This is a genomic window from Azospirillum sp. 11R-A, from assembly GCF_049472615.1.
GTDB lineage: Bacteria > Pseudomonadota > Alphaproteobacteria > Azospirillales > Azospirillaceae > Azospirillum > Azospirillum palustre.
In genome coordinates this window covers 94,124-117,438 of record NZ_JBCEBL010000007.1, presented here as the reverse complement: position 1 = coordinate 117,438, position 23,315 = coordinate 94,124, and the positions used below count along the sequence as shown (strand labels likewise).

General features: G+C 69.5%; 8 protein-coding genes. 2 read left to right on the top strand and 6 right to left on the bottom strand.

The genetic code is table 11. The annotated features are described in order from the left end of the window. The first annotated feature begins 529 nt into the window (after positions 1-529). Complete coding sequence (locus VH569_RS12740; protein WP_423315658.1) at positions 530-15,340, top strand: Ig-like domain-containing protein; 14,811 nt, start codon at positions 530-532, stop codon at positions 15,338-15,340. A gap of 116 nt (positions 15,341-15,456) precedes the next feature. Here VH569_RS12740 and VH569_RS12735 read toward each other — a convergent pair whose 3' ends face one another. The 5 genes from VH569_RS12735 to VH569_RS12715 all read right to left on the bottom strand — a co-directional run bounded on the left by VH569_RS12735 (position 15,457) and on the right by VH569_RS12715 (position 21,886). Then, positions 15,457-17,313: a tetratricopeptide repeat protein gene (locus VH569_RS12735; protein WP_423315657.1), complete on the bottom strand. Its 1,857-nt coding sequence runs from the start codon at positions 17,311-17,313 to the stop codon at positions 15,457-15,459. A 262-nt stretch (positions 17,314-17,575) separates the two neighbouring features. Further along, positions 17,576-19,147 carry a gamma-glutamyltransferase family protein gene (locus VH569_RS12730; RefSeq protein WP_423315656.1) on the bottom strand — a complete coding sequence of 524 codons (1,572 nt, stop codon included), beginning with the start codon at positions 19,145-19,147 and terminating at the stop codon, positions 17,576-17,578. Positions 19,148-19,204: 57 nt separating this feature from the next. Further along, complete coding sequence (locus tag VH569_RS12725) at positions 19,205-20,227, bottom strand: ABC transporter substrate-binding protein (protein ID WP_423315655.1); 1,023 nt, start codon at positions 20,225-20,227, stop codon at positions 19,205-19,207. 27 nt (positions 20,228-20,254) lie between these two features. Continuing rightward, on the bottom strand, positions 20,255-21,028 hold the full coding sequence (locus tag VH569_RS12720) for an ABC transporter permease (protein WP_098737107.1): 774 nt from the start codon (positions 21,026-21,028) through the stop codon (positions 20,255-20,257). Positions 21,029-21,031: 3 nt separating this feature from the next. Beyond that, entirely contained in the window at positions 21,032-21,886 is an 855-nt protein-coding gene (locus VH569_RS12715; protein ID WP_423315654.1) for an ABC transporter ATP-binding protein, read from the bottom strand. Between the two features lie 234 nt (positions 21,887-22,120). Between VH569_RS12715 and VH569_RS12710 the strand changes: the two genes are divergently transcribed. After that, complete coding sequence (locus VH569_RS12710) at positions 22,121-22,837, top strand: GntR family transcriptional regulator (RefSeq protein WP_109447464.1); 717 nt, start codon at positions 22,121-22,123, stop codon at positions 22,835-22,837. Between the two features lie 22 nt (positions 22,838-22,859). On the opposite strand, the gene VH569_RS12705 is transcribed toward VH569_RS12710, so the two are convergent. Next, the gene (locus tag VH569_RS12705) at positions 22,860-23,258 is read right to left on the bottom strand and encodes a hypothetical protein (protein WP_109051395.1); all 399 of its coding nucleotides are present in this window, start codon (positions 23,256-23,258) and stop codon (positions 22,860-22,862) included. Between the last annotated feature and the right edge of the window lie 57 nt (positions 23,259-23,315).

Sequence of the window (23,315 nt, the reverse complement as noted above, 5' to 3'; positions counted from 1 at the left end):
GTGGCGGCGGCTGTTGCGGAAGGCATGCATCGGCGACCTCCCCAGCGGAGCGGACATCGCCGTCCTCACTCAATCGCGACGGCGACGGGCAACATCTCAACATTACGACTGTACGTTTGTATCCATTTCTTGAAATTATCTAACTCTTGCCTCTTCTGCTGCTGGTTATTTTTATGAAATCGCTCTCAAATTTGCATGTTTCCATGCCAGCGTCTGGCAATATTATTGGATGGCTCATAATAAATATGATTGGAGAGGCGAAAGTTGTTCTATTTTTTATTATGGATTTTCCGTAGAGTGTTGTTGTTAATTTTTCATTAATCAATTTTAAGAACTTATCTGCAACCGGCTTTGTCACAAATCGACCGATTTTGACTTTGGACTTCTTGAAAAATATCCCCTTAGGTTGTGATCGTCCGTCTTTGTCAAAAGCGGGCGTTTTCGGGCTGCGCCAGTGGTTGGCGCGATACCAGCCCTTGGACCGCGATCGTCAAGCTTCCTTCCGGGAAGCCTCTAGATGGGGATTGGTATGGCTGCCGGTGCAACTCTGACCCTGACCACTGGTACGGACCACATCTTCTCCTCAACGGAGACCTGGTCCGGGATCAAGGGGTTCGGCACGCGCGGCGTGGTGCTGAATTCCCAGGGTCATACCATCGCGGTCACCAACCTGGACCACATCACCGGCGGCAAAAATGCTCCGGGCACCGGCAAGAAGGACGTCATCCTGCTGGCGGGCGCGGGCGGCAACACCATCACCGTCTCGGGGTTGGAAACGCTGATCGGCAGCGGCGGTTACGACCGGGTCGTCGGCACCTCGACCGGCACCACCATGGCGGTGGAGTCGGTGGAGACCTTCATCGGTGCCGCCACCGGCACCAACCTGATCGTTCTGACGAACGACGCCGGCAACACGATGTCGGTGGCCTATCTCAAATCGATCGTCGGCAGCGCCGGCAAGGACGTTATCAGTTTCGGTGCCGATGGCCAGGTGGGAACCACCGTCGCCGTAACGGCGGTCGAGACGCTGATCGGGACCTCGGGCCTGGATCTCGTCGCGACCATCGGCGGCGGCAGCAACACCGTCCAGGTGAAGAACATCGAGATGTTCCTCGGCAACGCCTCCAAAGCCGGGGACGTCGTCGTGCTCGACAGCGCGGGGGGCACGATCGGTGTCAGCTACGTCGAGACGCTGATCGGCAGCAGCGCCGTCGACGTCTTCACGATGGGCTACAAGACCGGCACGATCAACCTGACGACGGGCGGCGGCACCACCGCCGTGTCGATGATCGACACCATCGTCGGTGGAACCGGCTCCCGCAATGCCGCCATCCTTCTGGACGTCGGCACCACCGTCACGGTCGCCAGCCTCAACACGCTGATCGGCGGCAGCGGCAATGACGTCGTCAACATGACGTTCCGGGATGGGACGCCGATCATCGGCGACGGCCCCATCGCCTGGAACACCGTCGGCAACACCATGCAGGTGGAGGCGCTCGAGACGATCGTCGGCACCACCGGCGAAGACATGCTCATGGTGCTCGGCAACACCGGCATCACGATGAGCGTCTCGGCAATCGAGGCGATCATCGGAAAGGGAGGCACCGAAACGGTGCTGCTGGGCAACGGCGGCAACACGGTCAAGGTCTCCGCCCTGGAAACGCTGATCGGCGGCGCCGGCAACGACGTCGTGTCCGTGACCGGCATCAGCGCCAATGCCAATAATGGCACGACCATGATGGTGTCGTCGGTCGAGACGCTGATCGGCGGCGCCGGCAACGACGTGGTGTGGCTGACCGAAACCGCCGGCACGGTCTATGTGTCCGGGATCGACACCGTCTTCGTGGGCGGTCAGGCCATGGACATCGGCAACGCCGACCGCTTCCTGGTCTTTCCGGTCGCGGTGACCGCGCCCTCGGCCCCCGCTCTCAGCGTTGGGTCGGACAGCGGCACGCCGGGCGACGACAAGACGAACGCGACCCTGCCGACCCTGACCGGCACGGCCGCCGCGGGAAGCGTCGTCAATCTCTACGGCAACGGGACCACGCTGCTGGGCAGCGGGACCGCCGACGGGACCGGCCAATGGGCGGTCACGGCGACCACGGCGCTCGCCGACGGCACCTGGACGATCACGGCGAAGACCGTCTCCTCCGGCATGGAGAGCGCGGCGTCGGCCGAGTTTCTGCTGACCATCGACGCGACGGCGCCGACCGCGCCGACCCTGGCCTTCACGCCGGGATCGGACAGCGGCCGCTCCTCCGCCGACGGTGTCACCAACGTCACGACGCCGACCGTGACGGGCACGGCCGAGGCGGGCAGCACGGTCACCCTCTATCTCGACGGGGTGAGCGTCGGAACGACGACCGCCAGCGGCGTCGGCGCCTGGTCGATCACCACCTCCGCGGTTTCCCAAGGCGGTCACACCCTGACCGCCCGCGCGGTGGACACGGCCGGCAACACGAGCGCCGCCTCGGCCGGCCTCGCGCTCACGGTGGACACCACGGTGGCGGCCCCGACCGGCCTGGCCCTGGCGACGGCGAGCGATACCGGGATTGCGGGCGACAACCTCACCGCCATCAACACCCCGGTCATCGGCGGCACGGCCGAGGCCAATGCCGTCGTAAGCCTGTACAAGGACTCCACCACCCTTCTCGGCAATGCGACCGCCGACGGAAGCGGCGTCTGGCGGATGACGCTGGGCGCGCTGGGCGACGGCGCGCACACCCTCGCCGCGCGTGCGGTCGATCTGGCGGGCAACAGCAGCACCGCCTCGAGCCCGTTCGTCGTCACCATCGACACCACGCCTCCGGCCGCTCCCTCCGCCCCATCGCTGACGGCGGCCTCGGACAGCGGCAACTCCTCCTCGGACCGGCTGACGAACGTCAGGACGCCGACCTTCACCGGCACGGCCGAGGCGAACAGCGTCATCGATCTGCTGGTCTCCGGCAGCGTGGTGGGAACGGGCACCGCCGACGGGTCCGGCGCCTGGACCGTGACCGCCGGCAGCGCCCTCGCGGACGGCAGCTGGTCCTTCTCCACCCGCTCGCGCGATGCCGCCGGCAACACGCGGGACGGCGTGGCGAGCCTGACCGTCACCATCGACACCACGGCGGACGCGCCGGGCGGTCTGAAGCTGACCGCCGCCACCGACACCGGCAGCAGCACGACCGACGGCCTCACCAACCTCGTCTCGCCCACCGTCGCCGGCACGGCGGCGGCCGGCAGCACCGTGACGCTCTACGACGGCGCCGTGGCACTCGGCACCGCGACGGCCAACGGCCAGGGCAACTGGGAAATCGCCACCAGCGGCCTCGCTGCCGGCGCCCACACGCTGACGGCCAGGGCCGTCGATGCCGCGGGGAACACCAGCCTCCCCTCCACCGCCTTCACCGTCACGGTGGACACCAGCGCGTCCGCCCCGACCGGCCTGGCCCTGGCGGCGGCGTCGGACACCGGCGTCACCGGCGATTCACGGACGAACCTCACGACGCCCTCGGTCACCGGGACGGCCGAGGCGTCCAGCATCGTCCTTCTCTACGAAGGCAACACCCTGCTCGGCCAGGCCACGGCGGGGGCCGACGGCAGCTGGACGGTCGCCTCGTCCGCGCTGACCGGCGACATCCACACCCTGACCGCCCGCGCCGTCGATCCGGCCGGCAACACCTCCGCCGCGAGCGGCGGCCTTGTCGTCACCATCGACCTGACGGCGCCGAACGCTCCGGGCGGACTGCTGCTGAACTCCGACAGCGGCACGCCGAACGACAACCGGACCCGGATCGCCACGCCGGCGATCACGGGCACGGCCGAGGCCGGCAGCACCGTGCGGCTGTATGAGGGCAACGTCCTGCTCGGGACGGGCACGGCGGACCTCGCCACCGGCGCCTGGACGGTCACCTCCGCCAGCCTGGGGGATGGGGCTCACACGCTGACTGCGCGGGCGGTGGACACCGCCGGCAACACGGGCGCCGCCTCCGCCGCCCTCGCCATCACGATCGACCAGACCTCGGCCACGCCGGGCGCCCTGGCGCTGAGCGGCGCCACCAACAGCGGCAGCCAGGCCGACGCCCTGACCAATGCGCTGGCCCCCACCATCACCGGCACGGCGGAGGCCGGCGCCACCGTCACGCTTTATGGCGGCGGTTCGAGCGTCAGCGCGACGGCCGACGGTTCCGGCCACTGGTCCGCCACGATCACCGGCCTCGGCGAGGGCGACCACACCCTGACCGCCAGCGCCGTGGACGTGGCCGGCAACACCAGCCAGCTGTCCGCCGGTCTGGTCGTCAGCATCGACCGCACCGGGCCGGGATTGTCGGTACCGACGGCGGACACGGCCGGGCCTTCGGGCCAGTTCACCCCGATCCTGTCGGGCACCGCCGAGGCCAACAGCGTCGTCACCCTGTATGACGGCTCCGCCGTCGGGGCGGCGGTGCTCGGGGTCGTGACCGTCGGCAACAGCGGCCTGTGGTCGATCACCACGCCGGAACTCGGTGGCGGCACCTACACGATGACCGCGCGCGCGCTGGACGCGGCCGGCAACGAAACCGTCACGACCACGCCGCTTTCGGTGACCGGGCGCATCGGCGTGCCCGGCGGCCTCCAGCTCGCCTCCGATTCCGGCGTGCCCAACGACGGGATCACCAACGTGGTCTCGCCGATCCTTACGGGAACCGCGCTCGCGGGCGCGACGGTGTCCCTCTACAGCGGCCTGACGTTGATCGGCACCGGCACGGCCGATGGCAGCGGCGTGTGGACCGTTGCCTCCACCGGCACGCTGGCGACCGGAAGCGCGCACACGCTTTATGCCAGGATCGATGCCTATGGGACGGTCCTCACCTCCGCGGGCCTGACGGTCACCATCGACACGACGGCGCCCGATCAGCCGGGTGCGCTGGCGCTGCAGGCCGGATCGGACAGCGGCTCGGTCGACACCGACCGCATCACCAACCTCGACGCCGTCACCGTCACCGGCACCGCCGAGGCGCGCAGTGTCGTCACCCTGTATGGCAGCGACGGGACCACGGCGCTCGGCACCGCCACCGCCTCCGACGGCGGAATATGGTCGCTCAGCACGGGCTCGCTGGCGGCCGGCATCCACACGCTCACCGCCCGCGCGGTGGACATCGCCGGCAACACCGGCGCCGCCTCCAGCGGCCTTGTCGTCACCATCGACCGCACCGCCGACGCTCCGACCGGCCTCGCCCTGGCGACCGGATCCGACACGGGCCTGGCGGGCGACGCGATCACCAGCGTCCTGGCCCCGACCATCACCGGGACGGCGGAGGCCAACGGCACCGTCTCGCTGTACAACGGCGCCAACCTCGTCGGCACCGCCACCGTGGACGGCAGCGGCAACTGGTCGGTGACCACCTCCGCGCTCGGCAACGGCACGCACAGCCTGACCGCGCGCGTCGTGGACGTCGTCGGCAACACCAGCAACGCCTCCTCGGCCTTCGTGGTCACCGTCGACACGACGGCGCCCGACGCACCGGGCGGGCTGTCGACCGACCCGGCCGACGACAGCGGCGTTTCGAACAGCGATCGCCTCACCAACATCCAGACGCAGACCGTCACCGGAACGGCGGAGGCCGGCGCCACCGTCGTCCTGTACGACGGCGCCACCGCGCTGGGCACGCAGGTGGCGACGGGCGGGGCCTGGACCATCGGGACGGGCACGCTCGCCGAGGGCGGGCATACGCTGACGGCGCGGGCCATCGACGCGGCGGGCAACACCGGAGCCGCCTCCGCGGCGCTGACCGTCACCATCGACCTGTCCACCCCGGCTCCGGGCGCCATGGCCCTGACCGCCGCGTCGGACACCGGCTACAGCGCCACGGACCGCATCACCAACGCCACGACGCTGTCGTTGGCCGGTTCCGCCGAGGCGAACAGCACCGTCACGCTCTACGACGGCTTGGCCGGCAGCCTGACGCCGCTGGCGACGCTGGTCGCCGACGGCAACGGCGCCTGGTCCTACACCGGAAGCGGGTTCGCCGAGGGGACGCACACCCTCACCGCCACCGCGGTGGACCCCAGTGGCAACACGTCGAGCGGCGCCGGCACCTTGGTAGTGACGGTCGACCTGACCGTGGATGCGCCCGGCGCGCCGGCCCTGGCCGCCGCGTCGGACACCGGCGTGTCGGGCGACGGGAAGACCCGCCTGCTCGCGCCCACCTTCACCGGCACGGTGGAGAGCGGCGCGGTGGTGTCGCTGTACGACGGCGGCAATTTCGTCGGCATGGGCACGGCCGATGGCGCCGGCGTCTATTCCATCGAGACGCCGCTGAGCAACGGGTCGCACACCATCACGGCGCGTGTCGTCGACGCCGCCGGCAACAACACGGCCGCCGCTTCGGCCCCGCTGGTCATCACCATCGATGCCGTCGCCCCCGACGCGCCGTCCGCGCCGGTGCTGGACCCGGCCTCTGACAGCAGCACGGCGGGCGATCTCCTCACATCGGTCGCCACGCCGACCGTGACCGGCACGGCGGAGGCGCTCAGCACCGTCCACCTCTACAGCGGCGGTATCAGCGTCGGAACGGCCACCGCCGACGGAACGGGCGCCTGGACGATTACCGCCGGCAGGCTCGCCGACGGCGTCAACACGCTGACCGTCCGCTCCGTGGACGACGCCGGCAACACCAGCAGCGCCTCGGCTTCGCTTCTGCTGACCATCGACACCACGCCTCCGACTCCGGGTGCTTTTGCTTTGACGGCGGCCACCGACAGCGGCCGGGTCGGCAACGACGCGGTCACGTCGGTGACGGTGCCGGTCATCACCGGCACCGCCCAGGCCGGCAGCATCGTCACGCTCTACGACGCCAACGGAAACACCCTGCTGGGCAGCGCGACGGTGGACAGCCTCGGCAAATGGTCGGTCGCCAGCCCGACGCTGGCCGAGGGGCTGCACACGCTGTCGGCCCACGCCGTGGATCCGGCCGGCAACACGGCGGTCGTGGCGGCGGCCCTGATCGTCAACGTCGACCTCACCGTCCTGCCGTCGTCGGCGCCCAGCCTGACCGCCGGGTCCGACAGCGGCATCGCCAACGACCGGCTCACCAACGACACCACGCCCACGGTGAGCGGAAGCGCCGAGGCGTACAGCGTCATCACCCTCTACGCCGGCGCCACGCTCGTCGGCACGGGAACCGCCGACGGTTCGGGGAACTGGACGGTGACCACGGGGACGCTCATCAGCGGCAGCCACACGCTGACCGCCCGCGTCACCGATCTGGCCGGCAACAGCACCGCCGCGGCGTCCGCTCCGCTGATCGTCACCATCGACACCGAGAATCTCACGATGTCGAACCTGGCCCTGGCGGCCGGGGACGACACCGGGGTGTCCGACACCGACGGGCTGACCAAGCTTGCCACGCCGACGATTGTCGGCACGGCGGAGAGCTTCAGCGTCGTCACCCTGTATGAAGGCAACGTCAGCGTCGGCTCGGCGACGGCGGACGCGACCGGCGCCTTCTCCCTCACCACGAACTCCCTGTCGCAGGGCACCCATTCCCTGACGGCGCTCAGCGTCGACCGCGCCGGCAACACCTCCACGGTGTCGAGCAGCCTTGTCCTGTCGGTCGACCTGTCCACCCCGCAGCCCAGCCTGCTCATGGCCGTTGCGTCCGACAGCGGCATTTCGAACAGCGATCATGTCACCAACAACACCGTCCTGCCGCTGAGCGGCACGGCCGAGGCGGGCAGCACCGTCGTCCTGTACGACGGCGCGACCGCGTTCGGCACGGTCGTCGCCGACAGCCTCGGCGGCTGGTCGTTGCTGTCGCCCTCGCTGGCGGCGGGCAACCACAGCCTGACCGCCGAGGCGACCGACCTCGCCGGGAACCGCTCGACCTCCGCGGCTCTCGTCGTCACCATCGACACGGTTGCGGCGGTGCCCTCGCTGGGCCTGTCGGCCGCAAGCGACACCGGGGTCACCGGCGATTGGACGACGAACGACTCCACGCCCGATTTCACGGGCACGACGGAGGCCGGCGGGTTCGTCTCGCTTTACGAAGGCGGCACGCTGCGCGGAACGACGACCGCCGACGGCGCCGGCCTGTGGACCATCACCAGCAGCCAGATGGGCAACGGTCCGCACACGCTGACCGCACGCGGCATGGACGCCGCCGGCAACACCAGCGTCCTGTCCTCGGCGGTGGTGATCACCATCGACACGGTCGTGCCGAACGCGCCGACCGGCATCACGCTCGCATCCGCCTCCGACAGCGGGACGTCGAACACCGACCGCCTCACCAACGTCGCGACCCCGACGCTGTCCGGCTCGGCCGAGGCCAACAGCACAGTCGTCCTCTACAGCGGCACCACGGCCGTCGGCACGGCGACCGCCGGCGGCGGCGGGGGCTGGACCATTACCGCCGCGTCGCTGGCCGGCGGCGTGAACACGCTGACGGTGAAGGCGACCGACGCCGCCGGCAACACCAGCGCCGCCAGTTCGCCGCTGAACGTCACCATCGACACCGTCCAGGCGGCGCCCGGCACCCCGGTGCTGGCCGCCGCCTACGACAGCGGAAGCTCCAGCACGGACGGCATCACCAGCATCGTCAACCCGACGATCACCGGCACCGGCGAAGCGGGCAGCGTCGTCACCCTTTACGACGGCAGCGTGAGCTACGGCTCCGCCACCGTGAACGGGCTGGGCGTCTGGTCGATTGCCACCGGCACCCTGGTTCCGGGCACCCGCACCCTCACCGCCCGTGCGGTCGACGGCGCCGGCAACAGTTCGGTGGCCTCCGCCGGGCTGGTCATCACCATCGACACCTCGGCGGCGGCGCCGGGGACCCCGTCGCTCGTCGTCGACAGCGGCGCCTCCAACACCGACCGGCTGATCAACACCGGTTCGCCGACCCTCACCGGCACTGCCGAGGCGAACGGCCTCGTCCGGCTCTACGACGGCGCCAGCCTCGTCGGGTCCGGCACGGCCGACGGGTCGGGCCTCTGGACCATCGCCGCCAGCGGGCTCGGCGCGGGGGCGCACACGCTGTCGGCCCGGATGGTCGACGTCGCCGGCAACACCAGCGATCCGTCCGCGGCGCTGACCATCACCGTGGACACCACGGCGCCCGCCGCGCCGGGAACCCCGTCGCTCAGCGCCGGCTCGAACAGCGGTTCCACGGCGGACCGCATCACCTCGGTCTCCGCCCCGACCATCACCGGCACCGCCGAGGCGAACAGCCTCGTCACGCTGTATGACGGTACGACCAGTCTCGGCACCGTGACGGCCAACGGCAGCGGTGCCTGGTCGATCACCACCCCGTCGCTGACCGACGGGACGCACACGCTGTCCGCAGTCGCGCTCGACCTGGCCGGCAACACCGGCGCCGCCTCCGCGGCGCTGACGGTCACGATCGACACCACGGCGGCGGCCCCGACGGGGCTTGCCCTGGCTGCCGCCTCCGATACCGGACTCGTGGGCGACAACCTGACCTCCGCCACCACCCCGACGATCACCGGCCGGGCGGAGGCGGGGAGCGTCGTCACCCTGCTGGAAGGATCGACGGTGCTCGGCACCGGCACCGCCGACAGCACGGGCGCCTGGTCGATCACCAGTTCCGTCCTGGCGGGCGGCACCGGAACGGCGCATTCGCTGTTCGCCACGATTGTCGATGTGGCGGGCAACACCAGTTCCGCCTCCGCTTCGCTGAACTTCACCATCGACACCGAGCCGGATGCGGTCTCGATTGCGCTTGCCCCGTCGTCGGACACCGGGTCTTCCAACAGCGACCGGATCACCTCCGACACCATGCCGACGCTCAGCGGCATCGTGGGAACGGACACGCTCGGCGCCGGCCGGATCGTCACGATCACCAGCGCGTTCAACGGGGGAACCGCCCAAGCCATCGGGACGGTGGTGGCGGACGCCATGACCGGCGCCTGGAGCTTCACCCCGTCGAGTTCCCTGGCCGCGGGGGTCTACAACTTCGGAATCTCCTCGTTCGACAATGCGGGGAACGCGGGCGTCAACGGCCTCACGGTGACCATCGATCTCACCGCCGACATACCCGGCGGGCTGGCCCTCGCCACCGGATCGGACAGCGGCCGCGACACGGCGGACAACAAGACGAACGTCACCGCACCGGTCATCACCGGCACCGCCGAAGCCGGCAGCATCGTCACGCTCTACGACAACGCCGTCTCCGTCGGGACGGTCACGGCAAGCGGGCTCGGCACCTGGTCCTTCACCACGCCGACGCTGGCCGACGGCGCCCACACCTTCACGGCCAGAGCCGTGGACGTCACCGACAACACCAGCGGCCTTTCCGCCGCGCTGGTCGTCACCGTCGACACGCAGGCCGCCGCGCCAAGCGGTCTCACCCTGGCGACCGATTCCGGCAGCAGCGCAACCGACCGCGTGACCAACGTCGCGTCGCCGACGATCCGCGGCACGGCCGAAGCCTCCAACGTCGTCATGCTGTATGACGGCTCGGCCCTGGTCGGCATGTCGACCGCTGGTCTCGACGGCAACTGGACGGTGCAGGCGATCGGCCTGGCGGACGGCGAGCGCACCCTGACGGCGACGACCGTCGACCAGTTCGGCAACACCAGCGCCGCCTCGGCCGTCCTGCTCGTCACCATCGACACCGCGGCACCCCAGCCCTCGTCCATCGCCTTGACGGCGGGCTCCAACAGCGGCTCGACCGCCGACCTCGTGACCAACAGCACGACGCCGGTCCTGACCGGGACGGCGGAGCCGGGCAGCGTGGTCATGCTGTATGACGGCGCCACCCTTCTGAACAGCTCGACTTCCGACGGCACCGGCGCCTGGACGATGGCCTCGGCGTCGCTGAGCGAGGGCACGCATAGCCTGACCGTCATTTCCCGGGATGTGGCGGGCAACACCGGCGCGGCCTCGGCTCCGCTCGTCATCACCATCGATCTCACCTCGGCGACGCCGACGGGGCTGAGCCTCGGCACCGGCTCCGACAGCGGTGCGCTGGCGAACGACCGCATCACGAAGGTCGCCACGCCCACGATCCTGGGCGTCGCCGAGGCGAACAGCGTCGTCACGCTGCACGACGACGTCAGCGGCCTGAACATCGGCACCGCCACCGCCGACGGGTCCGGCGTCTGGTCCATCGACGTGGCCTCGACGCTTTCCAACGGCACGCACTCGCTGACCGCGACCGCCGTCGATGTGGCGGGCAACACCAGCGCCGCCGGTGTGCTCATCGTCACCATCGACACGGTGGCGGACGTTCCGACCACGCCGGTTCTGACGGCGGGCTCCGACCTCGGCAGCTCGAACAGCGACCGGCTGACCTCCGACAGCACGCCGACGGTGAGCGGAAGCGCCGAGGCCAACAGCGTCATCACCCTGTATGACGGCAGCGTCTTCGTCGGGCTGGGAACCGCCGGCGGCGACGGCCGCTGGTCGGTGACGGCCGGCGCCTTGACGGAGGGTGCGCACACCCTCACCGTGCGGGCGACGGATTTGGCCGGGAACACCAGCAACGCCTCCGGCGAGCTGGTCGTGACCATCGACCTGACGACGGCCGTCCGCTCGATCATGCGGGTGAGCGGCAGCGCGGGCGCCAACAGCGTCGTTCAGCTCTACGAGGGCGTGAACCCCGCCGGGGAGGGCATCACCTTCTTCGGGTCGGCGACGGCCGACGGCAACGGCCTGTGGACCCTGCTGGCAAGCGACCTGGGCGTGGCCGACTATACCTTGACGGCGGTGGCGCCCGGCGCGAACAGCAACACCGCAGGTCCGTCCGCTCCGCTGGTGACCATCGATGTCGTGACGCCGGTCCGCTCGATGCTGCTGGCCCAGGCGTCCGACACCGGCAGCGGGCGCGACGACCTGCTGACCAACGACACCACGCCGACGCTCATCGGCATGGTCGAGGCGGACAGCGTGGTCACGCTGTACGACGGCAACGTCGCGGTGGGCACCACGACGGCCGACGGCACCGGCGCCTGGACGATCACCTCGACGACGCTGAACTCCGGCCTGCGTCAGCTTTCGGTCACGACGGTCGACCGCGCCGGGAATACGGCCACCTCCGCCTCGGGGCTGGCGGTGACCATCGACACGACCGCGCCGTCGGCACCCGCCACCCCGGTGCTGAGTGACGACAGCAACAGCGGCCGTCTCAACAACCTCGTGACCAACGTCCGGCAACCGGTGCTGACCGGCAACGCCGAGGCGAACGCGCATATCCTGCTGTACGCCAACGGCACGCTGGTCGGCGAGACCGACGCGGATGGGTCCGGGAACTGGTCGGGGGGCATCTCGACGCTGAGCCTCGGCGCCCAGACCATGACCGTCAGGGCCGTGGACGCGGCGGGCAACACCTCGTCGGCAAGCAGCGGCCTGGCGCTGACCATCACGCCGGAAAGCACCGCCCCGACGGATCTCGGGTTGGCCCCGGCCTCCGACAGCGGCGTCCAGGCCGACCGGCTGACCAACGTCCGCACCCCGACCATCACGGGGTCGGCGGTGGCGAACAGCGTGGTGACGCTGTACGACTTCATCACCGTCGTCGGGACGGGGACCGCGGACGGAAGCGGCCGCTGGTCGATCGCGGCCGCAAGCCTGAGCGGGTCGAGCTACACCTTCACCGCCACCGCCACGGACCCCGACGGGGTCGAATCGCCGCTGTCGGCGCCCTTCATCGTCAGCATCGACACCACGGCGCCCACGGCGCCGGGCAACCTCGACCTCGCCAACGACGACGACACCCTGACGAACAACGCCACGCCGCCGATCACCGGCACCGCGGAGGCGGGCAGCACGGTGCAGCTGTACGACGGCGCCCTTCTCGTCGGCTCGGCGACGGTGGACGGCAGCGGCCTGTGGACGGTCAGCCCGTCCTCGGCGCTGTCCGATGCCGCCCACAGCCTGACCGTGCGTGCGGTCGATGCCGCCGGCAACACCTCGGCGGCGTCCGGCGTGCTGATCGTGACCGTCGACACCGTCGCGGCGGCTCCCGGCGCCCTCGACCTGACGACGGACAGCGGGGCCAGCAGCACCGACAACCTGACCAACATCGCCACGCCGACCATCGTCGGCACGGCGGAGGCCGGCAACAGGGTCGTGCTGTACGATGGCGGAAGCGCCGTCGGGACGGCCACCGCCGGGGGCGGCGGGCTTTGGACAATCGGGGCCTCCTCCCTGTCCGACGCGGTGCACACGCTCACCGCCAGGGCCTTCGATGCGGCCGGCAACACCTCGGCGGCGTCCGGCGTGCTGATCGTCACCATCGACACCGCCGTGGCGGCCCCGACCGGCCTCGGCCTTGCCACCGGCGCCGGCACGGTGACCAACACCGCAACGCCGACGATTGCCGGCACCGCCGAGGCGGGCAGCACCATCACCCTGTACGAGGGGGCCTCTTCCCTCGGAACGGCCACGGCCGACGCGACGACCGGGGTTTGGAGCCTGTCGGCGGCCTCGCTGAGCGAGGGGGTCCACACGCTGAGCGCCATGGCCGTCGATCTGGCCGGCAACAGCTCGTCCGCATCCGGCGGGTTCGCGGTGACCATCGACACGGTGGCGCCGACGCTCCTGGCGGCGCTCTCCGTCAACGGAAGCCTGCTGACCCTGACCTTTGCCGAGGCGGTGAGCCTCGCCGCGGGCCCCCATCAGACCACCGGCATGAGCGTGACGGTCGACGGCACGCCCCGCGCCGTCACCGCCGTCTCCGGTACGGGTAGCGACACCCTGACCCTGACGCTCGCGTCCGCCGTGTCTCACGGGCAGACCGTCACCTTCAGCTACGATCCAGCCCTGTCGGGCAGCGCCTTGTCGGATCTGGCGGGCAATGAGATGGCCAGCCTCGTCGGGCAGGCCATCGTCAACGCCACTCCTTCGCCTCCGCCTCCGCCGCCACCCACGACGACGGTCGTGATCGACGGCGTGCCGACGACGACGACGACGGGTACCGACGGCATGGGCCGTCCGATGGAGTCCGTGGTGATCGCCCCGGTCGCGGAGAACCGGACCGACACGGACAGCAAGACCAGCCTGGCGGACGTGCCGCTGGCCGGAACCGCGGTCGCCCCGGTGCTGGCGGCCAGCCTGCCGACCGGCGTGGGCATGACCTCGACCGGCACCACCGCCGGACTGACCCTGGGCGAGCTGGCCAACTCCTTCTCCAGCCAGCTGGGCACCTTGGGCATCGTCGCGCCGACGACCGCGACCGTGCCCAACGCCGGCCTCACCCAGTCGCTGCCGTCCACCAGCACGGTGACGCTGCGGCATGTCACGCCCACCGTCGCGACGGGGCAGGCCCCGGCCACGCCGATCACCATCACCGGTTCGGCTCCGGCCGGTCAGGCCTCGGCCGTGCTGCTGGACGCGCGCCAGCTTCCGGCCGGGACGGTGGTGAACCTCGACAACGTGGACTACGCCGTCATCACCGGCGCGGTCACGGTGGGCGGCGGCGCCGGCTCGAACGTGGCGATCGGCGACAGCGCCAACCAGACCATCATCCTGGGCGCCGAGGACGACACGCTGCGCGGCGGCGGCGGCGACGACGTGATCGGCAGCCGGGAGGGCCGCGACCTGCTCTATGGCGACGACGGAAACGACACGGTTTTCGGCGGGCTCGGCTACGACCGCCTGTCGGGCGGCGCCGGCGACGATCTGCTGCGCGGCGACGAAGGCGTCGACGCCGTGCGGGTGGAGGCGAACTTCGCCGACGTGCTGATCGCCCACGGCGCCTATGGCTCGCTGACGATGGCCAGCGCCACGCTCGGCGTCGACCGGCTGGAAAGCGTGGAGATCCTGCGGTTCAACGACCGTGTGGTCCTGGTCAACGCGCCCACGGGCATCATCAGCGACACCGGCGCCTCGCAGATCAGCGAGACGCTGTACCTCGCCCGCAATGCCGATGTGGCGCAGGCGGTGGCGCGCGGCGAATTCGCCAGCGGCATGGACCACTACCGGCAGTACGGCGCGGCCGAAGGACGGCTGCAACCGGTGGCGCTGGACGAGGCCTTCTACCTGTCACAGAACGAGGATGTCGCCAAGGCGGTCGCCGCCGGTCTGTTCACCAGCGGCCTCCAGCATTACCTGCTCAAGGGCGAAAAGGAGGGGCGCGATCCCAACGCGCTGTTCGACACGGCCTGGTATGTGGAGCACAACGCCGACGTCGCCGCCGCCCTTCAGGCCGGCACCATCGACAGCGCCTATGACCATTACGAGGCCTTCGGTTGGAAAGAGGGGCGGACGCCGTCGGCGTGGATCGACACCGGCGCCTATCTGGCGGCCAACCCGGATGTCGCGGCGGCGAAGGTGGACCCGATGGCCCATTATCTGAACTTCGGCGTCCGCGAGGGGCGGACGATCACCGCGACGGACAGCGGCCTCTGGCTGAGCTGAGGCCGGTCGGGACAGGAGGACGTGGCGGGGCGGGACGGTGTTCCGCCCCGCCATCCGCGCCACGGGCGGTGCCGAAGCGCCTGGAAACCGGCGGGGGCGTCACGCCGGCGGGGTGATCATGCAGCCAACTGACGCAGGGCGTCCGCGACGCGCCTGATGACGGTCGTCCAGTCGCCCGGCGCGGTCTGGCGGAAAAGCCGCATCGTCGGATACCAGGGCGTGTCGTCGCGGTCCTGAAGCCAGCGCCAGCATCCGTCGTAGCGCGACATGACCCAGACGGGCTTGCCCAGCGCGCCGACGAGATGGGCGACCGAGGTGTCGACCGTGATCACGAGATCGAGGCGCATCACCAGGGCCGCCGTGTCCGCGAAATCGGTGATGGCCCCCATCGGGTCGTGGATGTCCATCCCTGCCGGCGGCTCGGTCAGCTGCGCCGCCGGCCCGCCCATCTGCAGGTTCACGAAGCGCAGGTCCGGCACCTCGGCCAATGGTGCCAGGTCGTGCAGGCTCATGCTGCGCCGCCGGTCCGTCAGGTTCGCGCGCAGCAGGCCTGGCCGGGGGTCTCCCGACCACACCAACCCGACCCGCAGCCCGGCGCCCGGCAGGGGCTGGCCCAACCATTTGCCGATCGCCTCGGCGGGCGGGTAGAGGTAGGGGATGGCGCCGGGGATCGTGCCCAGCTCGGTGCCGAGCAGCCGCGGCAGGCTCATCAGCGGGCAATGGAATTCCGGCTTCGGGAAGGGGTCCGTCAGCGCATGGACCGCAGCCACGCCGGGCATGCCGGCGACCAGCCGCTTCAGCGACGGCTGCACCGCCAGCACCACGCGACCGCCCTGCGCCGCGACCAGCGGGGCGTAGCGGACGAAATGAAGGGTGTCGCCGTGTCCCTGCTCGGCATGCAGCAGGATGGTGGCGCCGTTCAGCGGCTCGCCCTGCCAGGCCCGCAACTGCCCGTTCACCGTCGGGAGCTGGCCGGTTTCCCAGCGGGCCTCGTAATGGTCCCAGCCCTCCTTGAGCCGGCCGGCTTTGAGCAGGGCCAGCGACAGGTTGAAGCGGGCGTCCGGGTGCTTCGGTTCGGCGGCCAGCGTCCGGTTGAACAGGCGCTCGGCCTCGTCCAACTGGCCGAGGTCGAGGTTGACGATGCCGAGATTGTTCAACGCCGAGACATGCGACGGGTTGACCCGCAGGGCTCGCCGGCACAGCGTCGCCGCCTCGGCGAAATCATCGCCGTTCCGGGCCTGGGATCGCTGGACATAGCCGAGGTTGGCGTAGGGATCGGGATGGTCCGGCTTGAGCGCCACGGATCGGCGGCAGAAGCGGACGGCACCCTGGCCGTCGTTCAACTCCCATACGGCACTGGCGAGGTTGTTCCATGCCCCCGGATGATCGGGGGACAGGCGCAGGGCCCGGCGATAGGCGGCCGCGGCCTGCGCATGGTTCTTCTCCCGCGAGGCGGTCGCGCCGAGGTTGACGTAGGCCTGGACCGTTGCCGGCTCCAGCGCCACTGCCGCCCGATAGGCGGCGCGCGCGTCGGCCAGCCGCCCCGCAAGCAGGCGGGAATCGGCAACGGCCAGGAGTTCGCTCGCCGTGGCCGGGCGCAGGCGGCAGAAGCGCTCGAGCAGGGCCGGCGCATTGTCGCCCGGCAGGGGCTGCCTGTGCAGGTTGGCCAGCGATTCCGGGTAGGCCGGATTGAGCGTGAGCGCCAGGCGGTATTGTTCCCGCGCCTTGTCCGGCCGGCCGAGTGCGCGGAAGGCCTCACCCAGGCTGTTGCGGTAGTAGGCCTGCGCCCTGTCGACCACGAGTGCCCGGCGCAGCCAGCGGCTGGCCGCCTCCGCCGCCCCGGCCTGCAACGCGGTCACGCCAAGCAGGTGGAGGACATCGCCATGCGACGGCTCGGCGGACAGAATGGCCCGGTACAGAGTGCCGGCGGCAGCATCCCCTGCCTTATGCCGGGCAACCGCGGAGGCGAGCATCGACCTCACGTCGGGCAGCGTGGCCGCTGGGCCTTTCCCGACCTCAGGTTTGGCCAGCTGGCCCATGTCCTCACCCTCATCCTCGTGGCGTCGGTAAGTCTTTTGAAATACATAGCGCTTTCCGACGCCGAGGGCAGCATCGTTCAGGTCCTGAATCCGGCTTGGCAATCCGTCGTGACATGCGCGTGCACCGGCTCTTGTTGCCGCGAGGTGCAGCCGGTCGCACCGGCGGTCTATCCGGCGAGCCGGCCGAGACGGTGCGTCACTCCGGCAGAGGCCTCTGGCATCGGATCGCGTCGCCTTCGCCGCGCGGATCGTGGGCGCCGCTCAAGCCGTCGGCATCGGTGAGCCTGATGGCGCCCGCCTGGCCGAAGATCGGCGACAAGGCCGGAAGGGGCGCCACCTCATGCCCCAGAGCGGCAAGAGTCCCCATCGCGGCCTCGCCCAGGGACGCCTCGATCTTGAGGCTGTCGCGGCTGTCGGAGAATGTCTTGCCCAGCAGGAAGCGGGGCTGGGCGAGCGCCTCCTCGGGCGTCATGCCGTGGTCGATCAGGCCGCTGAGCAGCACGGACAGGGTCTGTGGCTGGCCGTCCGCGCCCTGGGTGCCGTAGAGAAGGTGAGGGTTCCCGTCCTTGAGGGCGATGCCGGGATTGAGGGTGTAGAACGGGCGCTTGCCCGGCTCGATCCTGTTGCGGTCGCCGGGAACGGTCGAGAATGCCGCGCCACGGTTCTGCCAGAGGATGCCGGTATCGCCGATCGGGACACCGCTGCCCCAGTCGAAATAGGTGCTTTGCAGGACGCTCGCGCAGCGCCCCTGTTCGTCGGCCGCGGCGAAATAGACCGTATCGCCATGCTGGTAGGGATGGGGCCAGGGCAGGGCGCGTGCCGGATCGATGGCGGCGGCCTTGGCGGCCAGACGCTGCGGGTCGAGGAAATCCCAGGGAGGCGGTTCGGCACAGTCCGGATCGGCAATCAGCGGCCGGTCCAGGAAAGCCTGTTTTACTGCCTCGACCAGCAGATGGTAACGCAGCGGGCTGGTGGGCGACAGGGCTGCCAGATCGAAGTGGGAGAGGATGCCCAGGATCGCCAGGGTGGAAAGCCCCTGCGTCGGCGCGGGCGGCGCCAGCAGGGTCAGCCCGCGATAGCCCAGGCTGGCGGGAGCCTCGTCCCATGTCCGTGATGCTGCCAGATCCGCGGCACGGAGAGGGGAGCCGGCGGCGGCCAGCCCTTCCGCCAACTGCCTGCCGAGCCGCCCGTCATAGAAGGACCGGTAACCGTCCTCCGCCAGCAGGGAGAGGCTGCGGACGAGGCCGGGCTGTTTGAAGAGGGCGCCGGGGGCTGCGCTGAAATGCTCCGCGAAGCCTTCCCACCGCGGGATCTCGTCGCGGCGGAAATCGAACCAAAACTGTTGCGAGCGGCTCGGGACATAGCCGTCCCGGGCCAGGGCGATGGCGGGGGCGAGGAGGTCGGCGAAGGGTTGGGTGCCGCCCCAGCGATCCGCGCTGTAGGCAAGGGCATGGCCCCAACTGTCGACCGCGCAGGCCGAGGTGACCGTCGAGGCCGGTCCGCGCAGCGGGATGGCAGAGTCGTAGGCGGGCAGGGTTTCCGCCGCCTGTCCGATGCCAAGGAAGCAGCGCTGCCCTCCCTGCCGGTCCGCCACCAGCCAGACAGCGTCGCCGCCGATTCCGCAAAAGTGCGGCATGACGACTGACAGGCAGGCGGCGATGGCGACCGCCGCTTCGATGGCGGTGCCGCCGCTGGCCAGAATAGCGGCACCGGCTTCGGAGGCCAGGGGATGCGGGCTGGTGACCATTCCGGGCCGGGCGGCGTTCATCTCGTTTCCCCTCTGCTGGAACCCGGCCGTCGGTCCGGCCGGGCCTGTTCCCTGCTGTCAGTTGGTCTTGTAGGCAAGCTTGCGGTCGGCCGGCGGTGGCAGGAACCGGCGGGTGAAGACCTGTTCCGGCTTGGGCGTGGCGGTCAGCTGATAGCCTTCGACGACAATGCCGATGGAGCGGGCGAGGCGGGCATCGTCCACATCGCCGAGGCCGAGCCTGTCGACCTCCGGCGAAACGATGAGATGCTCGTAGGAGAAGATCATGCGGGCGCGCTCAAGCTCCTCCTTGGCCAGATTGTCGTAGGCCAGGACCGCCTTCAGCCCGGCGGCAGGATCGCCGCCGATCTCGACCGCCGCCTTGTTGACGGCGCGGACGAGGCCGCTGACGGCGGCCGGGTTCTCCCGGATCAGCTTCTGGGAAACCATCATGCCGTTGGAATAGAGGTCGAGGCCAAAATCGCCGAACAGCAGCCAGTTGTAGTCCTTGGCCGGATCCTGGCGGTTGTTGATCAGGTTGAACCAGCTGGTGATGTTGAAGACCAGGGCGCCGTCGATGTCGCCCTTGATCAGCATCGGCTCTTGCAGGTTCGGTCCCATGTTCTCGATGGCGACCTTGGTCATGTCGACCTTGTTGAGCGTGCCGAGCACGGTCACGAGGCGGGTGGTCGGGGTGCCCTGGGCGCCGCCCAGCTTCTTGCCGACGAGATCGGCGGGCGTCGCGATGTTGGTCGCCTTCTTCGAGACGATGGCGAAGGGCGGCTTGTTCCAGAGCTGATAGACCATGACCGGCACGTCGCCGGGACGGGTCGCCGCATTCTGGATGATCGCGTTGATGTCGCCGAAGCCGGCGTCATAGGCGCCCGACATGATGCGGGTCACGGTGGCCGCCGACCCTTCGCCCTGGTCGATGGTGACGTTCAGCCCCTCCGCCTTGAAATAGCCCTTCTGCAACGCCAGCAGGAACGGCGCGTCGGAACCCTGGGTCTTCCAGCCGAGCGTGAATTTGATGTTGGTGTCGGCCGACGCCGTCCCGCCCAGGCAAAGGCCGAGCGCAAGCGTCGCGAGAAGCTTTTTCAACATGGGGAGGCTCCGTTTCGGAAGGATGGGTCAGGCGGAGGCAAAGCCCTGCCGGCGGGTGGCCCAGCCGGTGACGCGCGCCTCGACCAGCGAGAAGGCGACGTAGAGCAGGATGCCGAGGGCGGCGAGCAGGAAGAGGCCGGCGAAGACCAGCGGCACGTCGAAGTTGGAGGAGGCCGTCATCATCACGTTGCCAATGCCCTTGTTGGAGGCGACGGTTTCGGACAGCACGCTGCCGACGAAGGCGAAGGTGACGGCGATCTTCAGCGAGGCGAAGAAGAAGGGCATGGTGCGGGGCAGCCCGACGTTCCACAGGATGTCGAACCTGCTGGCCCCCAGCGACTTCAGCACGTCTTCCAACTCCGGCTCGGTGGTGGCGAGGCCGGTCGCGATGTTGACGACGATGGGGAAGAAGCACATCGCGAGGGCCGTGAGGATGGCCGGCGTCGCGCCCGATCCGAACCACAGCACGAAGATCGGCACCACCGCGACCTTGGGGATCGAGGAGAAACCGATCAGCAGGGGATAGACCGTGTCGTAGGCGGTGCGCGAGACGCCGATGGCCGCCCCGATGACCACCCCGACGGTGACGCCCAGGACGAAGCCGATCATCGTGGTCCAGAGGGTCTGCATCACATGCGGCCACAGGATGCCGAAGCGCGCGGCCAGCGTCGCGAAGACCTGGGTCGGGCGCGGCAGGACAAGGTCGGAGACCTGGAGGACGAGGCAGAGGATCTCCCAGGCCGCGAAGAAGCCGAGGATGAGGAGGGCGGCCCAGAGGCGGCGGCGCAGGTCGTAGCTCACGGCTCAGGCTCCCTGGATTGCGGCATCGCTGCGCGCATCGATGATGAGGTCGCGCAGGCGCTGGTTGAGGGCGACGAAATCGGCGTCGAAGGTCATGTCGACCGTGCGCGGCCGGGGGAAATCGACGGCGCTGTCGTCGATGATGCGGCCGGGGCGGGCGCTCATCACGCAGATGCGCGAGGCGAGGAAACCGGCCTCCTTCAGATCGTGGGTGATCAGCAGGACGGTGGGTTTGCGCTTCAGCCACAGGGATTGCATCGTTCCCCACAGCTCCTCGCGGGTGAACTGGTCGAGCGCGCCGAACGGCTCGTCGAGCAGCAGCAGGCTCGGTTCATGGATGAGGGCGCGGCACAGGTTCGCGCGTTGCAGCATTCCGCCCGACAGCTGCCAGGGGTAATGATTGGCGAATTTGTCGAGCCCGACATCGGCCAGCAGGGCATGCACCCGGTCGCGGAACTCCGTCCTGCGCTTGGCGTGATAGTCGGACCGGAAGGGCCGCACGATCTTCAGCGGCAGCATGACGTTCCGCTCGATGGTGAGCCAGGGCAGCATGGTCGGATTCTGGAAGGCCATGCCGATGCGCAGCGCCTTGGCCCCCACCTCGCGTCCGCCGACGATGACGGCGCCCCGGGTCGGGTTTAGCAGGCCGGCCGTCAGCCGCAGGATCGTCGATTTCCCGCAGCCCGACGGCCCGACCAGGGCGACGAATTCACCCGCGGCGATCCGAAGGTTGGTCTCCTGCAAGGCTGCGACCGTCTTGCCCGGCTTGCCGAACGAAACGGCGGCCTGCGACAGCTCGACGGCGATGGCCGGGGCGATGGACGGCTGGCCTTGCGGGATGGCTTGGGATCGGGACATGCGGCGTACCTCGTGGCGGATCTCTGAAACTGTATGCAACGGGTGCGCCAGTTTCCCTGAAGGGCCAAGCTCTCCGGAAGAGAAGTCAGGCATTGGGCGATGAAAAGTGCATACAATTTTTGCATGCACTTATTTTATGCAAGTGACCAATGGCCCTGCATCCAAATGCGGCACTTGGCGAGTTGCATTCCCAACCGGCCTCGCTTATGGAAGGCGGAGCAGGCGGGGGCGGTGATGGCCGAGGAAAAGCGCGAGCAAAAGCGTTCAGGGAAAACCGGAGGCGACCGTGTCGCGGCGATCTGCACGGCCTTGCGCCGCGCGATCATCGAGCGGGCGCTGTCGCCGGGAGACCGGCTGCCCGAGGATTCGCTGGGCGAACGCTTCGGTGTCAGCCGGACCATCGCCCGCAGCGCGCTCGGGCAGCTGGCGGCGGAGGGGCTTGTCGATCTGCGCCGCAACCGCATCGCCGTGGTCGCCGTGCCGTCCTTCGAGGATGCGCGCGACATCTTCGACATCCGGGTCGACCTGGAGCGTCAGGTCGTCCGCCATCTGGCCGGCAAGCTGACCGAGGCCCAGGTCAAGCAGCTGACGGCCATCGTCGAGGCCGAACATCAGGCGCGGCATGGCGCCGAGGGGATTTCGATCCGCCTTGCGACGGAGTTCCATGTCCGGCTGGCGGAAATGACCGGCAAGCCCGTGCTGATCCGCTATGTGACGGAAATCTGTTACCGCGCCGGCCTGTCGCTGGCGGTCTTTAGCCGGCCCCATTCGTCCGAATGCGCAGTGAATGAGCATCTGGAACTGATCGAGGCGATCCGGACCGGCCCTGCCGACAAGGCCTGCGCCCTGATGGACGAACATCTGGAGGCCGTGGCCTCCCGCGCGCTGCTGCAAAGCTCGGGCGCCAGGAGCCGCGACCTCATGGACATCCTGGCGCCCTACACCGAATAAGGGCGCCAGGGCCGGCGGTAACTCAGCGGGCGCAGGAGGGATCGAGGATCCATTCGGCGCTGTCGTTCCAGACATCGGTTTCGACGATCAGCCCGTCCCGCACAACGAAGCGGTCGACATAGCGGTTGTTGTCGAAGGGCGTGCCGTCCGGCCAGGCGCCATACAGGTAGCCCAGGCTGTAGACGATGGTTTCCGTCTCGCCCGGCACCACGTCATAGCGCTCGATCCGCTTCTTCACCCATTTGTAGCGGGCGGCGTTGAAGCCGGTCGGCCCGCTGGGGGTGTCGAAAACACGGTGCCCGGTGAAGCGGCAGATGAAACCCGGCGCCACGTATTTGGCCGCGCGCACCGGATCGGGGGCCATCGATGCCTCCAGATAATCCTTCACCGCCTGCAGATCGCGTTCAGTCGTCTCACTCATCTGGACCTCCGTAAGTGTCGGCATATTGGTATCAAAAGTGCATGCGATTTTCGCATG

Excerpts from the sequence above, each read along its gene's own strand:
- VH569_RS12730 (WP_423315656.1), bottom strand. The coding sequence starts at position 19,147 with ATGAACGCCGCCCGGCCCGGAATGGTCACCAGCCCGCATCCCCTGGCC.
- VH569_RS12735 (WP_423315657.1), bottom strand. The coding sequence starts at position 17,313 with ATGCTCGCCTCCGCGGTTGCCCGGCATAAGGCAGGGGATGCTGCCGCC.
- VH569_RS12715 (WP_423315654.1), bottom strand. The coding sequence starts at position 21,886 with ATGTCCCGATCCCAAGCCATCCCGCAAGGCCAGCCGTCCATCGCCCCG.
- VH569_RS12705 (WP_109051395.1), bottom strand. The coding sequence starts at position 23,258 with ATGAGTGAGACGACTGAACGCGATCTGCAGGCGGTGAAGGATTATCTG.
- VH569_RS12725 (WP_423315655.1), bottom strand. The coding sequence starts at position 20,227 with ATGTTGAAAAAGCTTCTCGCGACGCTTGCGCTCGGCCTTTGCCTGGGC.
- VH569_RS12740 (WP_423315658.1), top strand. The coding sequence starts at position 530 with ATGGCTGCCGGTGCAACTCTGACCCTGACCACTGGTACGGACCACATC.
- VH569_RS12710 (WP_109447464.1), top strand. The coding sequence starts at position 22,121 with ATGGCCGAGGAAAAGCGCGAGCAAAAGCGTTCAGGGAAAACCGGAGGC.